We start from the raw sequence: 21650 nt of genomic DNA on the forward strand, positions 1-21650 counted from the left end.
AAGGTGCGTCCGGGCGCCGAGTGGCTGGGAGTCGCGCGGCAGGAGCTAGAACAGGCCGGGGATCACCTCCTCCTGGGTGTCGGAGAATACGGACTCCTGCTCCTGCAGGTAGGTCTCCCAGGCGCCCTGCGCCCAGATCTCGGCGCGATTGCCCGCACCGATGACGGTGAGATCACGATCGAGACCCGCGTAGGCCCGCAGCGGGGCCGGCAGGGTCACGCGGTTCTGCTTGTCGGGAGTCTCGGCGCTCGCGCCCGACAGGAAGACGCGGAGGAAGTCGCGAGCCTGCTTGCTGGTGACGGGCGCCTGGCGGATCTTCTCGTGCATCACCTCGAACTCGCTCTGGCTGAACACGTAGAGGCACCGCTCCTGGCCGCGCGTGACGACGACTCCGGAGGAGAGCTCGTCGCGGAACTTGGCGGGGAGGATCACGCGGCCCTTCTCGTCGAGCTTGGGGGAATAGGTGCCGAGGAACACTGACTGCCCCCCATTTCTTCCGGCCAAGGACGGTGTGTGCCCCACAGTACTCCACTTCCCCCCACTCTCAACCCCGCCGCACGCGGCGGCGCGCCGGAGAGACCCCCGTCATCCGCAGAATTCCGCGGCGCGGGAGCGGTGGAGCGGAGTGGAGGGGGAAGTGCTCACCGGGGAGCATCCAGGCGCAAAAAAAGGGCCGATCCGTGAGGATCGACCCTGTGGTGGTGCGGAGTGGTGCTAGCTGCGGCCGTCGCCCCGGTTGTCCCACCGCTCGTTCAGACGGTCCATGAAGCCGGAGCCCTGGCGGCCGCTCGAGGAGCGGGGCTTGCTCGCCCGGCCGACGGTCGGCAGACCAGACTCGGCGGAGCCTCCCGCAGCGGGGCGCATCGCGACGACGACGCCCGCGAGCATCAGCGCGAAGCCTCCGACGCCGACGAGGGGCTGACGGATCGCGACTCCGGTGACGAGGACCGCGAGGCCGACGATCGCCAGGAGGATCCCGAGCACGAGTGCCCGGTAGTTGGTTCCACCGCGTCCCTTGCTGACCGCCGCGACGAAATCCGCGTCGTTCTGATAGAGATTGCGCTCCATCTCGTCGAGGAGCCGTTGCTCGTGTTCCGAAAGCGGCATCGGGACCCCTTCAGGGTGTGGCGTCGGCGGGTGTAGTCGGCGCGGGCGGCGGTGCCGGGGTGGGCGGCACGGTGTGGACGACCGCGCGGGTAGCGCTTCAGTGTAGACCGGGCCACGCGCGGGCCGCTAGGAGCCGCCCGTACGACGTCCGGTCGTGCATAGTCTGGTCGGGTGAACCACAGCACTCGTCTGGTCGATCGCGTCCAGTTCCGAATCGAAGACTTCCTCGCCGGGCGCACGCCAATTCTGCGCTCCCTCGGAGAGGACGTCCGGGCCGTCGGCGACCTTTCGCGGGACTTTCTCAGCGGGGGGAAGCGGTTCCGCGCGCGCTTCTGCGAGGCGGGCTGGACCGCCGTCTCGGCGGTGCCGAGCGAGGAGCACCCGAGCGGCTCCGACCCGATCGCCCGGGTCGGCGCGAGCCTCGAGCTCTTCCACGCCGCCGCGCTCGTCCACGACGACGTCATCGACAATTCCGACACCCGTCGCGGTGCGCCGTCGGCGCACCGCCGATTCGCCGCACTGCACGACACGAGCGGCTGGACGGGCTCCGCGGAGGAGTTCGGGCGCTCCTCCGCGATCCTGCTGGGCGACCTGCTGCTGGTCTGGTCCGACGAGGTCTTCGCGGAGGCGGAGTGGTCGCTGGAGGACCGCTGCAGCGCCGAGCGCGCCCGGGCCGAGTTCAACCTGATGCGCACCGAGGTGACCCTCGGCCAGTACCTCGACATCCTCGAGGAGAACGCCTGGGTCCGGCATCCCGAGCACGAGCACCTCGATCGGGCCGAGCGGGTGGTCGTCTACAAGAGCGCGAAGTACAGCATCGAGGCGCCGCTCGCGATCGGCGGCTCCCTCGGCGGAGGCGACGACGCCCAGCTCGACGCGCTCCGCCGCTTCGGCCTGCCCCTCGGCATCGCCTTCCAGCTCCGGGACGACGTGCTCGGTGTCTTCGGCGACCCGGCCGTGACCGGCAAGCCGGCCGGCGACGACCTGCGCGAGGGCAAGCGCACCATGCTCCTCGGACTGGCCCGGGCGGCGGCGGCGGAGGCGGACCGGGCCGAGCTCGACGCCGTCGTCGGGCGCAGCGACGCCTCGGACGCCGACATCGCCCGTGCCCAGGAGATCGTGGCGGCGAGTGGTGCGCTCGACCGGCTCGAGGAGCGGATCCTCCGCGAGGTCGACAGCGCGCTCGCCGTGCTGCCCGAGGCTCCGCTCCGCGCGGAGGGCATGGCCGAGCTGCGCGAGCTCGCCGAGCGCGTCAGCGTGCGCGCGGCCTGAGAGTCGGGCGCGGCTGATGACGCCGCGGCTGTTCAGCAGCGACGGACCAGAGGCGACGGGTCAGGCCAGGGCCTGAGCGACCCGGCGCACCTCGGCCTTGCGGCCGGCGCGCAGAGCCAGCACCGGGCTGGTGCCGAGGCTCTCCTCCTCCGACAGGAGCCAGTCGACCGCCTCGTCGTCGGAGAAGCCGGAGTCGGCCAGCAGGATCGCGGTCCCGCGGATCTCGCTCATCGGCTCCGCGTCGCGGAGGAACAGGGACGGCACCTTGAGGACGCCGTCGCGCCGGGTGCCGATCAGGTGTCGCTCCTCGAGCAGCCGGCGGACGCGGCTCACGTTCAACCCGGTCAGCTCGACGAGATCGGGGATCGTCAGCCACTCGGTGTCGGAGAGGGACGAGGAGGCTGCGGAAGCGGACGAGTCGGTCACCCGCCAAGACTGCCACGCCCTCTCGACCCGTCCAACCCGCCGAGCCGCCTGTGCGGGCGCTCACCCGCGTTGCTCACGGGTTCGCGGAAGGCTCTTGCCTAGACTCATCGCGTGACCACCAGCCAGCTCGACCCCCTCCTCGGCCGTCTCGTCGACGGCCGCTACGAGGTGCGCTCGAGGATCGCCCGCGGCGGCATGGCGACGGTCTACCTCGCGAACGACCTGCGCCTCGATCGCCGCGTCGCGATCAAGGTCATGCACGGGCATCTCTCCGACGACCAGGTCTTCAAGAACCGGTTCGTGCAGGAGGCGCGCTCGGCCGCGCGGCTGGCGCACCCCAATGTCGTGAGCGTCTTCGACCAGGGCCAGGACTCCGACATGGCCTACCTGGTCATGGAGTACCTGCCCGGCATCACGCTCCGCGACCTGCTCAAGGAGCGCGGCCGGCTGACCGCCCAGCAGGTGGTCGACATCATGCACTCGGTGCTGTCCGGACTCGCGGCCGCCCACCGGGCGGGGATCCTGCACCGCGATCTCAAGCCCGAGAACGTGCTGCTCGCCGACGACGGCCGCATCAAGATCGGCGACTTCGGCCTCGCGCGCGCCGCCTCCGCGAACACCGCCTCCGGCCAGGCCCTGCTGGGCACGATCGCCTACCTCTCCCCCGAGCTGGTCACCCGAGGCACCGCTGACACGCGCAGCGACATCTACGCCATCGGCATCATGATCTACGAGATGCTCACCGGCGAGCAGCCCTTCACGGGCGAGCAGCCGATGCAGATCGCCTACCAGCATGCGAACGACTCGGTGCCCTACCCGAGCGCGAAGGTGCCCTCCGTGCCGACCTCGCTGGACGAGCTCGTGCTGTGGGCGACCGAGCGCGATCCCGACATGCGGCCGCGCGACGCGGGAGTGATGCTCTCCCAGCTGCTCGAGGCCGAGCGGCTGATGGGCATCACTCCGACCGATCGGCGCGGAGACACTCAGGCCGTCACTCCGCTCCCGTCGCCGCCCGACTCCGCGCCGGCGACCGCCGCGCTGTTCGACGCCGCGACACCCGGGCAGACGACCGTGCTCGCCGAACCTGTGGAGGAGGCCGTCGACGACGACGCGGTCGCGCGCCTCGCCGCCCGGCGGCGCGTACGACGACGTCGAGGCGTCCTGCTCACTGTGATCGTCCTGCTGCTGGCGCTGCTCGGCGGAGGCACCGCCTGGTGGTTCGGCGAGGGTCCCGGCGCGATCGTGTCGATCCCCGACGTCGTCAGCAAGACGCAGGACGAGGCCGTGGCGGAGCTGCAGGCGCAGGGCTTCGAGGTGACACCGCAGCAGGTCCCCGACCTCACTGTCCCCGCCGGCACGGTCATGAGCTCCGACCCCTCCGGCGGCCAGGGCGTGCACAAGGGCTCGCTCATCACACTCGTCGTCTCCAGCGGTCCACGGCAGCTGGAGGTGCCGCCACTCGTCGGCCTGACCCAGGACGAGGCGACGGCCGCCATCACCAACGGCTCGTTCACTCCGGGAGAGGTGACGAAGGTCTTCGACGCCGACGTCGCAGCCGGTGTCGTCATCTCGGCATCGCTGCCCGACGGCTCCGCACTGCCCGCGACGATGTCCGAGACCAGCACCATCGCGATGGTGGTCAGCCTCGGGACGATCCCGAACGTCGTCGGCCTCTCGCTCGAGGCCGCCACCGATGCCGCCGAGCAGGCGGGGCTCGCTCTCGACAGCAGCGGCGAGGACTGGAGCGACACCGTCGCCGTCGGCATCGTGCTGACCCAGGCCAACCCCGAGGCTCCGGCGACGACCGGTGACACCATCTCGGTCGTGGTGTCCAAGGGACCGGAGCCGGTCGCCGTTCCGAACGTGGTCGGGATGACCCGCGAGCAGGCCAAGGCCGCGCTCGACGCGGTCGACCTGAAGTGGAGCTACTCGCTCTCGACGCTCGGTCCGCTGATCGACGCCGCCCCCGACGAGCTGACCAAGGTCACCAACCAGTCCAACAAGGCCGGCGACCCCGTCCAGCGCGGCACCACCATCCAGCTGTCGATCACCATCACGACCTAGCCGTTTGGTGGTGGGAGCGCGAGCGCTCCCGCCACCGCGGTCGGCAGACGAAGTGGTTGCGCTCCGAGGAGCGTCTCGCGTCCGGCTAGGGCGAATCGCTGACACGCGATTCACCCGTTCGCCTCGGAGGGAGCGGGTGGTCTGCAGGCGCACCGCCGGTGCGTCGACACCGCCCAGCCTGTTGATCGAGTAGCCCGCGGAGCGGGCGTATCGAGATCCACCAGCGTCAGAAGACTAGGTCAGAAGCCCGATCTGCTGGCGGACAGCGGTCTCGATACGCCCCTCCGGAGCTACTCGACCAGCGTGCTGGCGCGCGAACGCCTCTTTTCCCTCACCACCGCGACGCGAACCGACTTCGCCGCTCGATACGCCGCCTGCGGGGCTACTCGACCCGCGTGCTGGTGGGAACGTGTCGCTTCTTCCCTCACCACCGAGACGCGCCGCGCCTTCGCCGCGCGATACACCCCTCCGAGGGTGCGACGGAGTGGCATCCGTACCGGGAGGCTCAGCGTCGGACGCCACGACGCCCGGACATCCCGTCACCGGACCAGCCAGCCACCTCTTAGGCGAACGGGTGAATCGCGTTCCAGCGATTCGACCTAGCCGAACGCGGGACGCTCTCGGGGACGCAACCACGCTGGAAAGCCGACCGCGGTGAGGGGCGCGCTCGCGCTCCCCTCACCAGATGGCGCCCTCGTCGCGGAGGAATTGCGGCCGCGCCGAGCGGCTGCGCCGCTCAACGCTGCCGCAATTCCTCCGCGACGAGGAACGCGAGCTCCAGCGACTGCATGTGGTTGAGGCGGGGGTCGCAGACGGACTCGTAACGGGTGGCGAGGTCGGCCTCGTCGATCTGCTCGGAACCGCCGAGGCACTCGGTGACGTCGTCTCCGGTGAGCTCGACGTGGATGCCGCCGGGGTGCGTGCCGACGGCTCGGTGCGCCTCGAAGAAGCCCTTGACCTCGTCGACCACGTCGTCGAAGCGGCGCGTCTTGTACCCGGTCGGAGTCGTGAGCCCGTTGCCGTGCATCGGGTCGGTCACCCAGAGCGGCAGGGCGTCGCTCCGCTTGACGGCCTCGAGCAGCGGCGGGAGGGCGTCGCGGATCCTCCCGGCGCCCATCCGCGTGATGAAGGTCAGGCGGCCGGGCTCACGGTCGGGGTCGAGCTTCTCGATCAACTCGAGCATCGTCTCGGGCGTCGTCGAGGGGCCGAGCTTCACGCCGATCGGGTTGCGGACGCGCGACAGGAAGTCGACGTGCGCGCCGTCGAGCTCGCGGGTCCGCTCGCCGATCCAGATGAAGTGGCTCGAGGTGTTGTACGGCGTGCCGGTGCGCGAGTCGATGCGCGTCATCGGGCGCTCGTAGTCCATCAGCAGGCCCTCGTGGCCGGTGTAGAACTCGGTGCGCTTCATGCCCTCGAAGTCGGCTCCGCACGCAACCATGAACTTCACGGCGCGGTCGATCTCGCGGGCGAGCTGCTCGTAGCGCTGGTTCTGAGGGTTCTCGGTGAAGCCCTTGTTCCAGTAGTGCACGAGGCGCAGGTCGGCGAACCCGCCCTGCGTGAACGCGCGAATGAGGTTCAGCGTGGAGGCGGCCGTGTGGTACCCCTGCACGATGCGCCGCGGGTCGGCCGTGCGCGACTCCGGAGTGAACTCGTAGCCGTTGACGATGTCGCCGCGGTAGGCGGGCAGCGTCACGTCGCCGCGCGTCTCGAGATCGCTCGAGCGCGGCTTGGCGAACTGACCGGCCATCCGGCCCATCTTGATGACGGGCATGCTCGCGCCGTAGGTGAGGACGACCGCCATCTGCAGCACCGTCTTGACGCGGTTGCGGATCTGGTCGGCCGTGGCGCCCGCGAAGGTCTCGGCGCAGTCGCCGCCCTGCAGGAGGAACGCCTCGCCGCGGGCCGCGTTGCCGAGCCGCTCGCGCAGCTGATCGACCTCGCCCGCGAACACCAGCGGAGGCAGCCCCGCGATCTCGGCGGAGGCGGCGCTCACCGCGTCCGCGTCGGGCCAGTTCGGCTGCTGCTTGATCTCGAGCTCGCGCCAATAGTCCAGGCCGGCGACCACGGAGGGGGCGGCTTGGACGTACGGTTCGTTCGGATCGATGACCACGAGGGAGTCCTGGTTCTGACGGGCGCGCGGGGCGCGGGAGCCGACCGTCCGGACGGACGGCAGCGGTTGACGAGCCTATCGCCTCGGGAGGGGCTCCCCCGGGCCGGTGGCGGAGCGCTCGGCGCGCACTCAGCGGGTGAGCGCGGCGCGCTTCTCCTTGACCGACGTGGCGTACACGTCGAGGTACTCCTGGCCGCTCAGGGCCAGGAGCTCGTACATGATCTCGTCGGTGATCGAGCGCAGGATGAACCGGTCGCCCTCCATGCCCTCGAAGCGGCTGAAGTCGAGCGGCTCGCCGAAGACGATGCCGATGCGCCCGAGCTTGGGCAGACGGCTCCCGATCGGCATGATCCGCGCGGTGTCGATCATCGCGACGGGGATCACGGGCACGCGCGCCTCGAGGACCATGCGCGCGACTCCGGTGCGGCCGCGGTACATGCGCCCGTCGGGGCTGCGGGTGCCCTCCGGATAGATGCCGAGCGCCTCGCCGCCGGCGAGGACCCGCAGGCCCGTGTTGAGGGACGCCTCAGACGCCTTGCCGCCCGAGCGGTCGATCGGCAGCATCCCGGTGGCCGTGAAGAACATCTTCGTCGCCCAGCCCTTGAGGCCCTTGCCGGTGAAGTAGTCGCTCTTGGCGAGGAACACCATGTTGCGCTCGATCACCAGCGGCAGGAACACGGAGTCGATGAACGACAGGTGGTTGCTCGCGAGGATTACGCCGCCCGTCGCCGGGACGCGGTCGGCGCCGACCACCCACGGGCGGAAGATCGTCTTCAGGAGGGGACCCGCGACGATGTGCTTCATGAACCAGTAGAACAACGGTCGACTCCTCAGCGAATCTGTCGGGTCAGCATCTCGAGCGGCACTCAGAGGGTGCTGGCGTGGAGGCGGGCCAGGTCGGCCGCTCCCACGACTCCTGCGTCGTTCACCAGCTCCGCGATGCGGAACTCGGGCTCGGGGTGGTAGCCCCGCGCGGGCAGGTTGTCGAGATAGGCCTGACGGATCGGGTCGAGCAGGAGATCACCCGCCTGCGCGACTCCGCCTCCGATCACGAACATCTGGGGGTCGAGAACGGCGCTCAGGCTCGCCGCGGCCTCACCGAGCCAGTGGCCGAGCTGCCGCAGGGCAGCGAGGGCCCCGAGGTCGCCGCTCGTGATGAGCTCCGAGATGACGCGGCCGTCGAGCGTCCCGCCGTTGCGGGCGCGTGCGTCGGCGATGCCCTGGCCGATCCCGCCTGCATCGGCCAGCTCGCCGGCGAAGCGCTGCAGAGCCCGGCCCGAGCCGTACTGCTCGATGCATCCGCGGGCGCCGCACCCGCACGGCAGTCCTCCGGGGACGACGCGCATGTGACCGATCTCGGCGGCGGCTCCGAAGCCTCCGCGGAGGAGGCGGTCGTTGATGACGATCGCGCCGCCGACGCCCGTGCCGATCGTCAGCATCAGCATGTCGCTGACGAGGCGGCCCGAGCCGTAGCGGAACTCGGCCCAGCCGGCCGCGTTCGCGTCGTTCTCGATGATGATCGGCAGGTCGATCCGGGCCGAGAGCTTCTCGCGGAACGGCTCGTTGCGCCAGTTGATGTTGGGGGCGTAGTAGACGATCGACTGCGACGCGTCGATGAAGCCGGCGGCGGCGACTCCGACCGCGGCGACGTCGCCTGCCGGCAGGCCCTCGCGCAGCCGCCCGACCATCTCGACGACCACGTCCACGATCAGCTCGGGGTGACCGGCGGGGGTGGGCTGGCGATCCTCGCGGAGGATCCCGCCGAACTCGTCGACGAGCGCTCCCGCGATCTTCGTGCCGCCGATGTCGATACCGATCGCGTGCACGCGAACCGCCCTTCCCTCGCCGTCGACGCCGAGGCGCCGTCGATCCGCCTCGTTCGGCGACCAGGACGAGTGTAGTGACCGGGTGGGTCGGCGGAGGGGGCGGGCGATCGTGTCGCAGGCGCAGCCGTCTCGGTCGATCGCCTTCTGCGTGTGAATCGAGTCTGAGTGGATCTACAGCTTCGGCTCCGCCGGTAGGCTGGACGCGACGTTCGTTCAGGTTACGAAGGAGTTTCCGTGGAACAGTTCGATTCGCCCCTCGTGGTGGCCGCAGACCCGCAGGCGAACACGACGGCCCTGCTGCTCGACCGCGTGCGCGAGACTCCGGACCGCCCCCTCTTCGCCCTCCCCGACGGCGACGGCTGGCGCGATGTCACCGCGCAGCAGTTCCTCGACCAGGTGGTCGCTCTCGCCAAGGGCCTCGTCGCCTCGGGCATCGAACCCGGCGAGAAGATCGGGCTGATCTGCAAGACGCGCTACGAGTGGACGCTGATCGACTTCGCGGTCTGGTTCGCCGGCGGCGTGCTCGTCCCCGTCTACGAGACCTCCTCCCCCGCGCAGGTGCAGTGGAACCTGGCCGACTCCGGTGCCCACGCGGTCATCGTCGAGACGGCCGATCACTTCGCCCGCTTCGACGAGGTCCGCGCCGACCTGCCCGACGTGCGGACGGCGTGGCAGATCGGGCTCGGCGACCTCGACAAGCTCGCCGAGCGCGGAGTCGACGTCCCCGACGCCGAGATCGAGCGCCGCCGCTCGCTGGCCACCGGCTCCGACATCGCGACGATCATCTACACCTCCGGTTCGACCGGTCGCCCCAAGGGCTGCATCATCCGCCACTCGAACTTCGTCGAGCTCAGCCGCAACTCGGCCGTCGCGCTGACCGAGCTGATCCACCAGCCCGGAGCGTCGACGCTCCTCTTCATCACGACCGCCCACGTCTTCGCGCGCTTCATCGCGATCCTCTGCGTCCACGGCGGAGTGAAGGTCGGGCACCAGGCCGATACCAAGCAGCTGCTGCCCTCGCTCGGGTCGTTCAAGCCGACCTTCCTCCTGGCCGTGCCGCGCGTGTTCGAGAAGGTCTACAACTCGGCCGAGCAGAAGGCCGAAGCGGGCGGCAAGGGCAAGATCTTCCGCAGAGCCGCCGACGTCGCCGTCGCCCACTCCATCGCCGTGGAGGCCGGATCCGTCCCGTTCGCGCTCAAGCTGCAGTTCCTGCTCTTCGACCGCCTCGTCTACTCGAAGCTGCGGACCGCGATGGGCGGCAACGTGCGCTTCGCCGTGTCTGGGTCCGCCCCGCTGGGCGACCGGCTCGGCCACTTCTTCCACAGCCTCGGCATCAAGATCCTCGAGGGCTACGGGCTGACCGAGACGACCGCGCCCGCGAGCGTGAACCGGACCGAGCGCTTCAAGATCGGCACCGTCGGGCCGGCGATGCCCGGAGTGTCGATCCGCATCGCGGACGACGGCGAGATCCAGGTGCGCGGCATCGACGTGTTCGGCGGGTACTGGAACAACGAGACCGCGACAGCCGAGGCCTTCGACGGCGAGTGGTTCCGCACCGGCGACCTCGGGACGCTCGACGAGGACGGCTACCTCCGCGTCACCGGCCGCAAGAAGGAGATCATCGTCACGGCCGGCGGCAAGAACGTCGCACCGGCCGCGCTCGAGGACCCGATCCGCGCGAACCCGCTCGTCGGCCAGGTCGTCGTGGTCGGCGACCAGCGCCCGTTCATCGCCGCGCTGGTCACCCTCGACCCCGAGATGCTGCCGACCTGGCTCGGCAACAACGGCCAGAGCGCCGGGCTCTCGCTCGAGGAGGCGGCCGTGAACCCGGCCGTCCTCGCCGAAGTGCAGCGCGCCGTCGACGCCGCGAACGCGACCGTCTCGCGCGCCGAGTCCATCCGCAAGTTCGTGATCCTGCCCACCGAGTTCACGGAGGCGAGCGGTCACCTCACCCCGAAGATGAGCATCAAGCGCACCGTGATCCTCGCCGACTACGCGGACACCATCGGGGCTGTGTATTCGGCGGCGCCGGCTACTGAAGGCATCTCACTTCGGTAGGTGCGGCGTCGGATCCCCTCGTCCGAAGACGGCGCCGCTCTGGGCCGGTCCCTGCCCGGCCCAGCGCAGTCGGCTCTGATAGATGGCCGGGTCGGGGGGAGCGTCCTGCGTCCGCCGACGGGAAAGCGCTCCGACGCGCTCTCCCGGATACGGCTCGGAGGGGTCGGCGATCTGCAAGCGCGCCCGCAAGGCGAAGCCGCAGGCCGCATGTTCTGGAGCTGGTGGATCTCGATGCGCCCGCTGCGCGGGCTATTCGATCAGCATGGCTGCGGAGACCCGGGATACGCCCCACCGACGGCGAGCCTGCAGATTGTCGGAACCTCGGAGCCGTACCCGGGAAAGCGCGTCACAGCGCTTTCACGTCGGCGAACGCTCGACGCTCTCTGGAGTGGAACCACCTCGGGCAGCCGACCGCGCTGAGCCGCGCGGGGAGCGGCTCAGAGACAGTTCAGAACCAGGGCTGCGCCCTGACGGACTTCATCGCGCTCCGGCGGTCGTCCTTGGAGAGGCGGTCGAGGTAGAGGCGGCCGTCGAGGTGGTCGCACTCGTGCTGGAGGGCCTGGGCCATCAGACCGTCGCCCTCGAGGACGACCTCGTTGCCGTCGAGATCGGTGCCGCGCACCTTCGCGTGCGGGTAGCGGATCGCGGGGTACCAGAGGTTCGGGACCGAGAGGCAGCCCTCGTCCACCGGCTGCGGTTCTCCGCTGAGCTCGACGATCTCGGGGTTGAGGACATAGCCGATGACACCGTCGACGTTGTAGCTGAAGGCGCGGAGGTTCACGCCGATCTGCGGAGCGGCGACGCCCGCGCGGCCGTCGGGCCGGACGCTGTCGACGAGGTCTTCGACCAGGCCGCGGATGCCGTCGTCGATCGCGCCGATCGGGTCGGACACGGTCTTGAGGACCGGGTCCCCGAAGAGTCGGATCTGGCGTTCGGTCATGTGGTGCGCTCCCTCAGGGCCTCCTCCGCCGACAGGAGGGCGTTCTCGATGACTTCGCTCGCCGCAGGGTGCGGCCAGTACTGGCTGCGGGCGAGGCCGCGGATGCCGACTCCGGCGCTGGCGGCCTGGACGAGCGGCTGAATGAGAATACTCGCCTGCGGCCCCATCAGGTGGGCGCCGAGCAGTCCGCCGTCGAGTCCGACGACCAGGGTGCAGACGCTCGAGTCGTCCTCGAGGGCCCAGCCGTAGGCGGTGGAGCCGTACTCCTGGGTGACCGAGACGGCCTCGATGGCGGCGTCCGCCGCCTCGGCCGCCGTCATGCCGAAGTAGGCGACCTGCGGATGGGCGAAGATCGCGGACGGCACCGGCGCGAGGGTGTTCGACAGCAGCTCGGTGGGGTGCAACAGGTTGTGCGCGACGATACGGGCCTCGTGGTTCGCGACGTGCTTGAGCTGCCACTCGGAGGAGATGTCGCCGAGCGCGAAGAGCCCGGGCACCGGCCGGCCGCCCGAGAGCACGCGCTGCTCGGTGTCCACGGCGACGCGGCCGTCGTCGTGCAGGTCGATGCCGACCGAGGCCGCGGCGACGGTGTCGCTGTTGGGCTCGCGGCCGAGCGCCACTAGCACGACGTCGGTCTCGATGCTCGAGCCGTCGTCGAACCCGACGACGAGGGAGTCCCCCTCCGCGTCGATGCCGGACGCGGAGACTCCGGTGCGCACCTCCCAGCGCTCGCGTGCCAGGGCGGTGAAGCGCCGAGCGATGTCCTCGTCGAGCGCTCGCAGGAGTCTGTCGCTCCGGACAGCGATGGTGACCGCGGTGCCGAACGCCGCGAAGACGTGGGCGAACTCCACGGCGACGGCGCCGCCTCCGAGGATCACCATCCGCCCGGGCAGCTCGTCGATCCGCATGATCGACGAGGAGTCGTGGATCCGGGGATCGGGCTCGTACGCGGCGAGGAGCGGACGAGGACGTGATCCCGCCGCGATCACGACGGTCGGCGCGCTGATGCGCACTCCACTCGCGCTCGCCAGCACGTGGGGCCGGCCGCTGCCTCCCAGCGACTCGAAGCCGAAGCTCTCGCGGTACAGGGTGAGGTTCTCGGAGCGGTTCGCGCGGTAGTCGAGCCCGCCCTCGCTGATCGAGTCGGTGCGGCCGAAGACGCGGTCGCGGACCTCGGGCCAGCTCGGGCGCGCGACCGAGGCGTGCAGGCCGATCGGGTCGGCCTGATCGGCGTCGGTGACCACATCGGCGACGTGCACGAACATCTTGGTCGGGATGCAGCCCGCATTGAGGCAGGTGCCGCCGAACCACTCGCCGTCGTCGAGCAGAGCGACCCGCTGCCCCGCGAACTCGGGGCCGATGATCGAATTGCCGGACCCGGCGCCGATGATGATCAGGTCGAAGGCCACTGGAGCGTCGAGCACCGCGGTGTCCGCCTGGCCGGTGTCGACGGCCTCAGGCACGACGGACCGGCATGCCCTCGACGACGAGCGCGGCGAGGCGGCGCGCCGCGTCCTTCGTCGCCGGGCGCAGCTGCTGCCACTTCACCACGGAGCCCGCGGCGAGCACCGGGTCGTAGGGGATGCGGACGATGTCGCGCACCCGCGACCGGAAGTGCGACTCGATCTCCTCGAGCTTCACGAGACTCGCGCTGTCGGTCGCCGTGTTGAGCGCGACGACGGCATTCTTCACGAGGTCGCCGTGGCCGTTCGCATCGAGCCACGTCAGCGTCTCGGAGGCGAGGCGCGCCTCGTCGATGCTGCCTCCGGACACGATCACCACGGTGTCCGCGCGCTGGAGCGTCGGACGCATCACCGAGTGCACGATGCCCGTGCCGCAGTCGGTGAGCATGATCGAGTAGAAGCGCTCGACCAGATCGGCGACGACGTTGTAGTCGTCCTCGTCGAAGGCCTCCGACAGCTGCGGGTCGGTGTCGGAGGCGAGCACGTCGAGGCGCGTCTCATCACGCGAGACCATGGTCGAGAAATCGGTGAACCCGGTCACTCCGGAGGCGCGGTTGACGACGTCGCGGACGGTCGAGCGGGTCTGCTTCGGCACGCGCTCGGCCAGCGTTCCGCGGTCGGGGTTGGCGTCGACCGCGATGATGCGGTCCTCGCGCGCATCGGCGAGGGCCATGCCGAGGAGGGTCGTGACGGTGGTCTTGCCGACCCCGCCCTTGCGCGTCATCACGGGGACGAAGCGGGTGCCGCCCTCGAACTGGCGGCCGATCCGCTCGTCGAGCGCCTTCCAGGCCTGCACCTTCGCGGAGTCGCCGAGGTTGACGGCGTGGAAGGTGAGGCCGTAGACGAATCGGTTCCAGCCCCCGGTCGGCGCCGGGCGGGTCTTGCGGTTGACCTCGAGCAGGCGGTCGGGCGTGAGCATCGACGACGATTCGGGAGCCCCCGTCCCCGGACCACCGTGCTCGGCGCGGAGTCGGTCGCGCCGGGTCTCGGCTCGGGCGGCCTCGGCGTCGGAGTGCTCGGACTCGCGGCTCTCGCCGCGGCCCCGCGGGCGTTCCCCGTCGTCCTCGGGGAGGACCGAGACGTCGTCGCGCGAGGGGTAGCCCGCGGACACGGGCCGGATCGCACCGGGGACGTCGGCGGGAGCCGAGGGGAGGTCGACGGGGCGCGTCGACGGGATGCCGAGGGTGCCGATGTCGACCGACTCGTCCTCGATCGGCGCAGGGGCGCTCGAGCGCCGCCTCGGCGGGGGGTCGAGCAGGATCCCGTCCGGGATGCGCGTCGGAGCGGTGTCGCTCGCCCGCGGCACGTACTGCTCCGAGTCCCTGGCCGCGTCGAGGGCGGTCCGGGGCGTGGGGCCGGTGTCGGTGTCGGGCTGTTCGTCGTTGCGCTCATCCATGCGAACGAGCCTCCTTCCGCTTGCGGGTCAGTCTACCGAGGGCCTGCGGGCGGCCCCCTGGGCTGGAGGCGGGCCGAGGAGTCCTGCTAGGACGGCTCGACGACCACGAGCAGGTCTCCCGCGTCGACCTGCTGCGTGACCGGCACGGCGAGACGGCGCACGACCCCGGCGACGGAGCAGGTGATCGCCGCCTCCATCTTCATCGCCTCGATCGTCGCGACCGCGGCGCCCGCCTCGATCCGATCACCGACCGCCACCTTGAGCGTCACGACTCCGGCGAACGGCGCCGCGACCTGCGACGGGTCGGCGCGATCGGCGCGCTCGGCGCTCACCGTGTCGACGGTGATGGTCGCGTCGCGGACGAAGACGGGGCGCAGCTGCCCGTTGAGGGTGGTCATCACGGTGCGCATGCCCCGGTCGTCGGCGTCGCCGATGGCCTCCAGGCCGACGAAGAGGCGGACGCCCCGTGCGATCTCGACGACGTGCTCCTCGCCCTGACGGAGCCCGTAGAGGTAGTCGGCCGTGTCGAGCGCCGAGACGTCTCCGTAGGTCTCCCGCACCTGGTCGAACTGCTTCGCCGGGCCAGGGAAGAGCAGACGGTTCAGCGTCGCACGACGGGCGGCCGAGTCGTCGCCCGCGAGAACCGCGCCGTCCTCGGCCGACACCTCTGCGACGCCGATGCGGACGTCGCGCCCCTCGAGCACCCTCGAGCGGAACGGCTCGGGCCAGCCGCCGGGCAGCTCGCCGAGCTCGCCCGCCATGAAGCCGACGACGGAGTCGGGGATGTCGTAGTTCTGCGGGTTCTCGGCGAAGTCGGCCGGGTCGGCGTCGACCGCAGCGAGGTGCAGCGCCAGGTCTCCCACGACCTTCGACGACGGAGTGACCTTCGGGACGCGCCCCAGGATCCGGTCGGCCGCGGCGTAGAGGTCCTCGACGACCTCGAAGCGGTCGGCCAGGCCCAGCGCGATCGCCTGCTGACGGAGGTTCGAGAGCTGGCCGCCCGGGATCTCGTGCCGGTACACGCGCCCGGTCGGCCCGGGCAGCCCGGACTCGAACGGCCGGTAGAGCGCGCGGACCGCCTCCCAGTAGGGCTCGAGATCCGAGACGGAGGAGAGACTCAGGCCTGTGTCGCGCGGGGTGTGCGCGAGGGCGGCGACGAGGGCCGACAGCGACGGCTGGCTGGTGGTGCCCGCCATCGGAGCGGACGCGGCGTCGACCGCGTCGGCCCCCGCCTCCGCTGCGGCGAGGAGGGTCGCCAGCTGGCCGCCGGGGGTGTCGTGGGTGTGCACGTGCACCGGCAGGTCGAACCGCTCGCGCAGCGCTGACACGAGCCTCGACGCGGCGTACGGGCGCAGGAGCCCAGCCATGTCCTTGACGGCGAGGACGTGCGCGCCGGCGTCGACGATCTGCTCGGCGAGGCGCAGGTAGTAGTCGAGCGTGTAGAGGTCCTCGCCGGGGTCGAGCAGGTCGCCGGTGTAGCAGAGCGCGACCTCGGCGACCGTGCTGCCCGTCGCGAGGACGGCGTCGATGGCGGGCCGCATCTGCGACACGTCGTTCAGAGCGTCGAAGATCCGGAAGACGTCGACTCCGGTCGCCGCGGCCTCGCGCACGAAGGCGTCGGTCACCTCCGTGGGGTACGGCGTGTAGCCGACCGTGTTGCGGCCGCGCAGCAGCATCTGGATCGCGATGTTCGGCAGGGCCTCGCGGAGGGACGCCAGACGCTCCCAGGGGTCCTCGCCGAGGAAGCGCAGAGCGACGTCGTAGGTCGCCCCGCCCCATGCCTCGACCGAGAGCAGGCCCGGCGTCAGGCGCGCCACCGAGGGAGCGACCGCGATCAGATCGCGCGAGCGCACCCGCGTCGCGAGGAGCGACTGGTGCGCATCGCGGAAGGTCGTGTCGGTCACCGCGAGGGCCGTCTGCGCGCGGAGGGCCGCGGCGAAACCGCGCGGACCGAGCTCGAGCAGGCGCTGGCGCGATCCCTCTGGAGCGGGCACCGCGGTGTCGACGACCGGCAGCTTCTCGACGGGAGGCAGGCCGGGCGGGCGCTCGCCGTGCGGCTGGTTGACGGTCACCTCGGCGAGCCAGGCGAGCAGCTTCGTCCCGCGGTCGCGCGACTCGCGGCCGGCGAGGAGCTGGGGGCGCTCGTCGATGAAGGAGGTGCTGAGGTCGCCCGCCGCGAACGCCGGATCGTCGAGCACCGCCTGCAGGAACGGGATGTTGGTCGAGACGCCGCGGATGCGGAACTCGGCCAGCGCGCGCTTGGCACGGCCGACCGCGGCCGGGAAGTCACGGCCCCGGCAGGTCAGCTTGGCCAGCATCGAGTCGAAGTGCGGGCTGATCTGCGCGCCGGGGTTGATCGTGCCGCCGTCGAGGCGGATCCCGCCGCCGCCCGGCGAGCGGTAGGTGGTGATCTTGCCGGTGTCGGGGCGGAAGCCGGCGGCCGGATCCTCGGTCGTGATGCGGCACTGGAGCGCGGCTCCGTGCAGGCGCAGCTCGCTCTGGGTGAGACCCAGCTCGGCGAGCGTCTGACCCGCCGCGATGCGCATCTGGCTCGCGACGAGATCGACGTCGGTCACCTCCTCCGTCACCGTGTGCTCGACCTGGATGCGCGGATTCATCTCGATGAAGACGTGCTCGCCCGCCCGCTCCCCCGCCGTGTCGAGGAGGAACTCCACGGTTCCGGCGTTCACGTAGCCGATCGACCGCGCGAAGGCGATCGCGTCGCGGTACATCGCCCGGCGGGTGGCCTCGTCGAGGTTCGGGGCCGGAGCGATCTCGACGACCTTCTGGTGCCGGCGCTGCACCGAGCAGTCGCGCTCGAAGAGGTGCACGGTCTCGCCCGTGGCGTCGGCCAGGATCTGCACCTCGATGTGGCGGGGGCGGACCACCGCCTGCTCGAGGAACATCGTCGGATCGCCGAACGCGCTGTCGGCCTCGCGCATGGCCGCCTCGAGCGCGGGACGCAGCTCCTCCGGAGTGCCGACCCTCCGCATGCCTCGGCCACCGCCGCCCGCGACGGCCTTCGCGAAGATCGGGAAGCCGATCGCCTCGGCGCCCGCGATCAGCTCGTCGAGATCCCGCGAGGCCGGAGTCGAGCGGAGGACGGGGACCCCGGCCGCTGTGGCGTGCTCCTTGGCGGTGACCTTGTTGCCGGCCATCTCGAGCACCCGCGCAGGCGGACCGATGAAGGCGATGCCGGCGTCGGCCGCGGCACGCGCGAGATCGGGGTTCTCGGAGAGGAAGCCGTAGCCCGGGTAGATCGCATCGGCTCCGCTCTCGCGGGCGACCCGGATGATCTCGCCCACATCGAGGTAGGCGCGCACGGGATGGCCCCGCTCGCCGATCTGGTACGCCTCGTCGGCCTTCAGCCGGTGCATCGAGTTGCGGTCCTCGTACGGGTACACCGCGACAGTGCGCGCCCCCAGCTCGTACGCGGCGCGGAACGCCCGGATCGCGATCTCGCCGCGGTTGGCCACAAGGATCTTCGAGAACATGGGAGTCCTTCGGGTCGGTCCTCCGGTGGCGACGAGGGAGCCGGAGTCGCGACGGTGCGATCCCCGCTTCAGCATCCCGGGCCGGGCAGGCACGCAGGGAACGGTTAGGTTCTCCACCCTAGTGAACGTAAAGTAGTCAGCCATGCATGTACTCAGCGTGAGCTCCCTCAAGGGCGGCGTCGGCAAGACGACGGTGACCCTCGGCCTCGCCTCCGCGGCGTTCTCGAAGGGACTGCGAACGCTGGTCGTCGACCTCGATCCGCAGTCCGATGTCTCGACCGGAATGGACATCAACGTCGCCGGCCACTTGAACATCGCGGATGTGCTGACCTCGCCCAAGGAGAAGATCGTCCGCTCGGCGATCGCCCCCTCCGGCTGGACGAAGGAGCACCACGGCACGATCGACGTACTGATCGGCAGCCCGTCGGCGATCAACTTCGACGGCCCGCACCCCAGCATCCGCGACATCTGGAAGCTCGAGGAGGCGCTCGCCAGCGTCGAGGCCGACTACGATCTCGTCCTCATCGACTGCGCGCCGTCGCTCAACGCGCTCACGCGCACCGCGTGGGCGGCCAGTGACCGGGTGGCCGTCGTGACGGAGCCGGGACTCTTCTCGGTCGCCGCCGCCGACCGCGCCCTGCGCGCGATCGAGGAGATCCGCCGCGGGCTCAGCCCGCGCCTCCAGCCGCTCGGCATCATCGTCAACCGCGCCCGCGTGCAGTCGCTCGAGCACCAGTTCAGGATCAAGGAGCTGCGCGACATGTTCGGGCCGCTCGTCCTCAGCCCGCAGCTGCCGGAGCGCACGTCGCTGCAGCAGGCGCAGGGCGCCGCGAAGCCGGTGCACGTCTGGCCCGGCGAGAGCGCGCAGGAGATGGCGCACAACTTCGACCTGCTGCTCGACCGCGTCATCCGCACCGGCCGGATCGGCGAGCAGGTCACGGCGGCGAAGTAGACGCCGGGCCGAGCGCGCACGGAGAGCAGGGCAGTCGCGGAGATCCATGGACGCCGTCGTCGGCAGCTCGTCGAGATGAGCGGATGATCGCTCGCGCCCCGTCACCACGAGTGCTCGGAGTGATCCGCCTCATGTGGGTGCTCGGCTTCCTCATCGGGACAACGACTCACACGGCGGATCTGATCATCGGCGGGCCGAACGCCTACAGCGCCTTCCCCCTCGGCGTCCGGCTGTTCTGGATGACGCTGACGATCCTGGATCCGATCACCGCTGCGCTGATCGTCTTCAGGCGGCGCTCCGGCATCGTGCTCGGAATCGTCGTGATCACCGCCGACATCGCGGTGAACTGGACCGTCTTCGCCACCGTCGGCGGGCTCTCATCCTTCGGGGTCATCAGTCAGAGCCTGTTCGCGGTGCTCCTCGTCGTCACGGTCCGCCGTCTCTGGGTCTGGTTCGGGCGCTCGTCTGCAGGAGGAAGCAGCTCCGTGAGCGAAGCGGCCTGACCACCCACGACGGCCGAGCGGGCCGGGCGCTGATGCACCGAGCCTGTGGATGACTCCACTCGGACAGGGCGGCGACGAGCGTCGTCGAAGCGGCAGCTGCAGGGCCCGTCACCAGCAGGGACGGCGGGCGACCACCCGGCCGCTTCGCGCGCCGGAGGAGCGGTCAGCCGACCTTGCGGGAGGCGCGGCGCTGGGCCAGCTCGTCCATCGGGTCGAGGGTCTGGTGGTCGAGGTCGACGAGGCTGGACTCGACCTCGCGGAGGACCTTGCCGACGGCGATGCCGAAGACGCCCTGGCCACGGCTGAGGAGGTCGATGACCTCGTCGTTCGACGTGCAGAGGTAGACGCTCGCCCCATCGCTCATGAGGGTGGTCTGCGCGAGGTCGTCGACGCCGGACTCGCGGAGCTGGTTGACCGCGGTGCGGATCTGCTGGAGCGAGATACCCGTGTCGAGCAGGCGCTTCACGAGCTTGAGGACGAGGATGTCGCGGAAACCGTAGAGCCGCTGCGTCCCGGACCCGGAGGCCTCCCGGACGGTGGGGGCGACGAGCTCTGTGCGGGCCCAGTAGTCGAGCTGGCGGTAGGTGATACCGGCGGCGCGAGCCGCGACGGCTCCGCGGTAGCCGGCGTGGGCGTCGAGGTCGGGCAGACCATCGGTGAACAGGACGAGGTCGCGCTCGCCGCGTGCGTCGCGGCTGACTTCTCTCATTCCGTTGCCTCTCGGTTCCGATCGCCGGATCCTCCGAACGCGCTCCCTACGGTACTCACCGGCGGGTGCCGAGTAAACGACATCCGGGCGACGAAGGTGGCGTGTCGCGACCTCCGCGCGGATCCGGCGCTCGTCGGACGCGCGCCGCACGTCACGAGCGCGACAGCCGGGAGAGGGCGCTGCGCACCATGGCGCCGCGGATCGTGCCGAGCTGAGTCGCGAGCGCCATCGCGTTCTCGGCGGCGCCGACCGCTCCCGAGGCGTCCTGACGCCGGGCGCTCGAGGCGACGACGCTCTCGATCAGGGACATCTCGCGCTCGACCGCGACGCGCAGCGGGCGGAGGTGCCTCGGCTCGACCCCCGAGCGCCCGAGCTCGACGAGTGCCTTGAGCGTGGTGACCGCCTCCTCGCCGAAGAACTCACCGCCGCGCACGAGGCCGACGGCGATCGCCTCCTGCACGAGAGCGAGGCTCGCGCCCGACTCGCTCGCGAGCCGATCACGGGTGAGCCGCGTGGCGGGCGCGAGCAGCGACGCGGGCGCGCCTCCGACCCCGGCGGGCAGAGAGGGCTCGCGACCGGCGTCGACGTCGTCGAGGTAGCCGCGGATCACCTTGAGCGGCAGGTAGTGGTCGCGCTGGAGCGCGAGGATCATCCGCAGCCGCTCGACGTCACCCGAGGAGAACTTGCGGTACCCCGAGTCGGTGCGCGCGGGTGAGACGAGACCCTGCTCCTCGAGGAACCGGAGCTTGGATGGAGTCACATCCGGGAACTCGGTGGTCAGCCGGGCCAGGACCTGGCCGATGCCGAGCAGGGCTGTCGAGCCGGACGGGAGGGCCCGAGCGGTGGAACGACCCACGGTCTACGCGTCCGGAGCGGCGACGAGGTCGGCGCGGGACGCGTAGAAGGTGAGGCGGAACTTGCCGACCTGGACCTCGGAGCCGTCGGTGAGGATCGCGGACTCGATCCGGACACCGTCGAAGTAGGTGCCGTTGAGGGAGCCGAGGTCGCGCACCTCGAACGAGGTGCCGCGGCGGACGAACTCGGCGTGACGGCGCGAGACGGTGACGTCGTCGAGGAAGATGCCCGCCTCGGGATGCCGGCCGACGGTCGTCGAGTCGGTATCGAGGAGGAATCGCGCGCCGGTGTTCGGTCCGCGTCGGACGACCAGCAGGGCCGATCCAGCAGGAAGGGCTCCGACCGCCTCCGCCTCCTCACGGGACGCGCGGTTGTCGAGCGCAGCGAGCTGCGCGCCGATGTCGTCGGTGAACGTGAGCGTCGTGTCGGTCGAAAGCTCGACGGACTCGGACTTCAGCGGTTCGGCGGATGATGC

General features: G+C 70.8%; 18 protein-coding genes. 5 read left to right on the forward strand and 13 right to left on the reverse strand.

The window, feature by feature from the left end; genetic code table 11:
* Nucleotides 1-45 precede the first annotated feature (45 nt).
* Nucleotides 46-477 carry a division/cell wall cluster transcriptional repressor MraZ gene (gene mraZ, locus ASG06_RS13590; protein ID WP_056043126.1) on the reverse strand — a complete coding sequence of 144 codons (432 nt, stop codon included), beginning with the start codon at nucleotides 475-477 and terminating at the stop codon, nucleotides 46-48.
* Between the two features lie 237 nt (nucleotides 478-714).
* Entirely contained in the window at nucleotides 715-1107 is a 393-nt protein-coding gene (locus ASG06_RS13595) for a DUF3040 domain-containing protein (protein ID WP_056043129.1), read from the reverse strand.
* 171 nt (nucleotides 1108-1278) lie between these two features.
* Between ASG06_RS13595 and ASG06_RS13600 the strand changes: the two genes are divergently transcribed.
* Nucleotides 1279-2379 (forward strand): polyprenyl synthetase family protein, encoded by a 1101-nt coding sequence (locus ASG06_RS13600; RefSeq protein WP_056043132.1) that lies wholly within the window; start codon nucleotides 1279-1281, stop codon nucleotides 2377-2379.
* Nucleotides 2380-2439: 60 nt separating this feature from the next.
* On the opposite strand, the gene ASG06_RS13605 is transcribed toward ASG06_RS13600, so the two are convergent.
* Nucleotides 2440-2805: an Rv2175c family DNA-binding protein gene (locus tag ASG06_RS13605; RefSeq protein WP_056043136.1), complete on the reverse strand. Its 366-nt coding sequence runs from the start codon at nucleotides 2803-2805 to the stop codon at nucleotides 2440-2442.
* 111 nt (nucleotides 2806-2916) lie between these two features.
* Here ASG06_RS13605 and pknB point away from each other — a divergent pair, with 111 nt between their 5' ends.
* Nucleotides 2917-4869, forward strand: a complete 1953-nt coding sequence (gene pknB / locus ASG06_RS13610; RefSeq protein ID WP_056043139.1) for a Stk1 family PASTA domain-containing Ser/Thr kinase — start codon at nucleotides 2917-2919, stop codon at nucleotides 4867-4869.
* Nucleotides 4870-5605: 736 nt separating this feature from the next.
* Here the strand turns inward: pknB and ASG06_RS13615 are convergent.
* From ASG06_RS13615 to ASG06_RS13625, 3 genes are all read right to left on the reverse strand, one after another.
* The gene (locus tag ASG06_RS13615) at nucleotides 5606-6934 is read right to left on the reverse strand and encodes a class II 3-deoxy-7-phosphoheptulonate synthase (protein ID WP_056043558.1); all 1329 of its coding nucleotides are present in this window, start codon (nucleotides 6932-6934) and stop codon (nucleotides 5606-5608) included.
* 174 nt (nucleotides 6935-7108) lie between these two features.
* Nucleotides 7109-7798: a lysophospholipid acyltransferase family protein gene (locus tag ASG06_RS13620; RefSeq protein ID WP_056043143.1), complete on the reverse strand. Its 690-nt coding sequence runs from the start codon at nucleotides 7796-7798 to the stop codon at nucleotides 7109-7111.
* A 47-nt stretch (nucleotides 7799-7845) separates the two neighbouring features.
* Nucleotides 7846-8805: an ROK family glucokinase gene (locus ASG06_RS13625; RefSeq protein ID WP_056043146.1), complete on the reverse strand. Its 960-nt coding sequence runs from the start codon at nucleotides 8803-8805 to the stop codon at nucleotides 7846-7848.
* A gap of 234 nt (nucleotides 8806-9039) precedes the next feature.
* Here ASG06_RS13625 and ASG06_RS13630 point away from each other — a divergent pair, with 234 nt between their 5' ends.
* Entirely contained in the window at nucleotides 9040-10863 is a 1824-nt protein-coding gene (locus ASG06_RS13630; RefSeq protein ID WP_056043149.1) for an AMP-dependent synthetase/ligase, read from the forward strand.
* A gap of 448 nt (nucleotides 10864-11311) precedes the next feature.
* Here the strand turns inward: ASG06_RS13630 and def are convergent, their stop codons facing one another.
* The 4 genes from def to ASG06_RS13650 form a co-directional block, all read right to left on the reverse strand.
* Complete coding sequence (def, locus tag ASG06_RS13635; RefSeq protein WP_056043152.1) at nucleotides 11312-11803, reverse strand: peptide deformylase; 492 nt, start codon at nucleotides 11801-11803, stop codon at nucleotides 11312-11314.
* Nucleotides 11800-13266, reverse strand: coding sequence for a mycothione reductase (locus ASG06_RS13640; RefSeq protein WP_231727737.1), 1467 nt, complete (start codon nucleotides 13264-13266; stop codon nucleotides 11800-11802). Before ASG06_RS13640 ends, def begins: the two co-directional genes overlap by 4 nt.
* Nucleotides 13259-14662: a MinD/ParA family ATP-binding protein gene (locus tag ASG06_RS13645; protein WP_082499235.1), complete on the reverse strand. Its 1404-nt coding sequence runs from the start codon at nucleotides 14660-14662 to the stop codon at nucleotides 13259-13261. The genes ASG06_RS13640 and ASG06_RS13645 overlap by 8 nt, the downstream gene beginning before the upstream one ends.
* A gap of 86 nt (nucleotides 14663-14748) precedes the next feature.
* A complete protein-coding gene (locus ASG06_RS13650; protein WP_056043155.1) occupies nucleotides 14749-18156 on the reverse strand; it encodes a pyruvate carboxylase in 3408 nt (1135 codons plus the stop codon).
* A 142-nt stretch (nucleotides 18157-18298) separates the two neighbouring features.
* Here ASG06_RS13650 and ASG06_RS13655 point away from each other — a divergent pair, with 142 nt between their 5' ends.
* Together ASG06_RS13655 and ASG06_RS13660 are read left to right on the forward strand one after the other, a co-directional pair.
* A complete protein-coding gene (locus ASG06_RS13655) occupies nucleotides 18299-19108 on the forward strand; it encodes a ParA family protein (RefSeq protein ID WP_056043158.1) in 810 nt (269 codons plus the stop codon).
* 83 nt (nucleotides 19109-19191) lie between these two features.
* On the forward strand, nucleotides 19192-19611 hold the full coding sequence (locus tag ASG06_RS13660) for a hypothetical protein (RefSeq protein ID WP_156465985.1): 420 nt from the start codon (nucleotides 19192-19194) through the stop codon (nucleotides 19609-19611).
* Nucleotides 19612-19774: 163 nt separating this feature from the next.
* On the opposite strand, the gene ASG06_RS13665 is transcribed toward ASG06_RS13660, so the two are convergent.
* From ASG06_RS13665 to ASG06_RS13675, 3 genes are all read right to left on the reverse strand, one after another.
* Nucleotides 19775-20320 (reverse strand): MerR family transcriptional regulator, encoded by a 546-nt coding sequence (locus ASG06_RS13665; RefSeq protein ID WP_056043165.1) that lies wholly within the window; start codon nucleotides 20318-20320, stop codon nucleotides 19775-19777.
* A 151-nt stretch (nucleotides 20321-20471) separates the two neighbouring features.
* On the reverse strand, nucleotides 20472-21176 hold the full coding sequence (gene ftsR / locus ASG06_RS13670; RefSeq protein WP_056043168.1) for a transcriptional regulator FtsR: 705 nt from the start codon (nucleotides 21174-21176) through the stop codon (nucleotides 20472-20474).
* Nucleotides 21177-21179: 3 nt separating this feature from the next.
* Nucleotides 21180-21632 carry an FHA domain-containing protein gene (locus tag ASG06_RS13675; RefSeq protein WP_231727756.1) on the reverse strand — a complete coding sequence of 151 codons (453 nt, stop codon included), beginning with the start codon at nucleotides 21630-21632 and terminating at the stop codon, nucleotides 21180-21182.
* Nucleotides 21633-21650: the final 18 nt, after the last annotated feature.

Origin of the sequence: Rathayibacter sp. Leaf185 (genome assembly GCF_001423885.1) — a bacterium.
In the GTDB taxonomy this organism is placed as follows: domain Bacteria; phylum Actinomycetota; class Actinomycetes; order Actinomycetales; family Microbacteriaceae; genus Rathayibacter.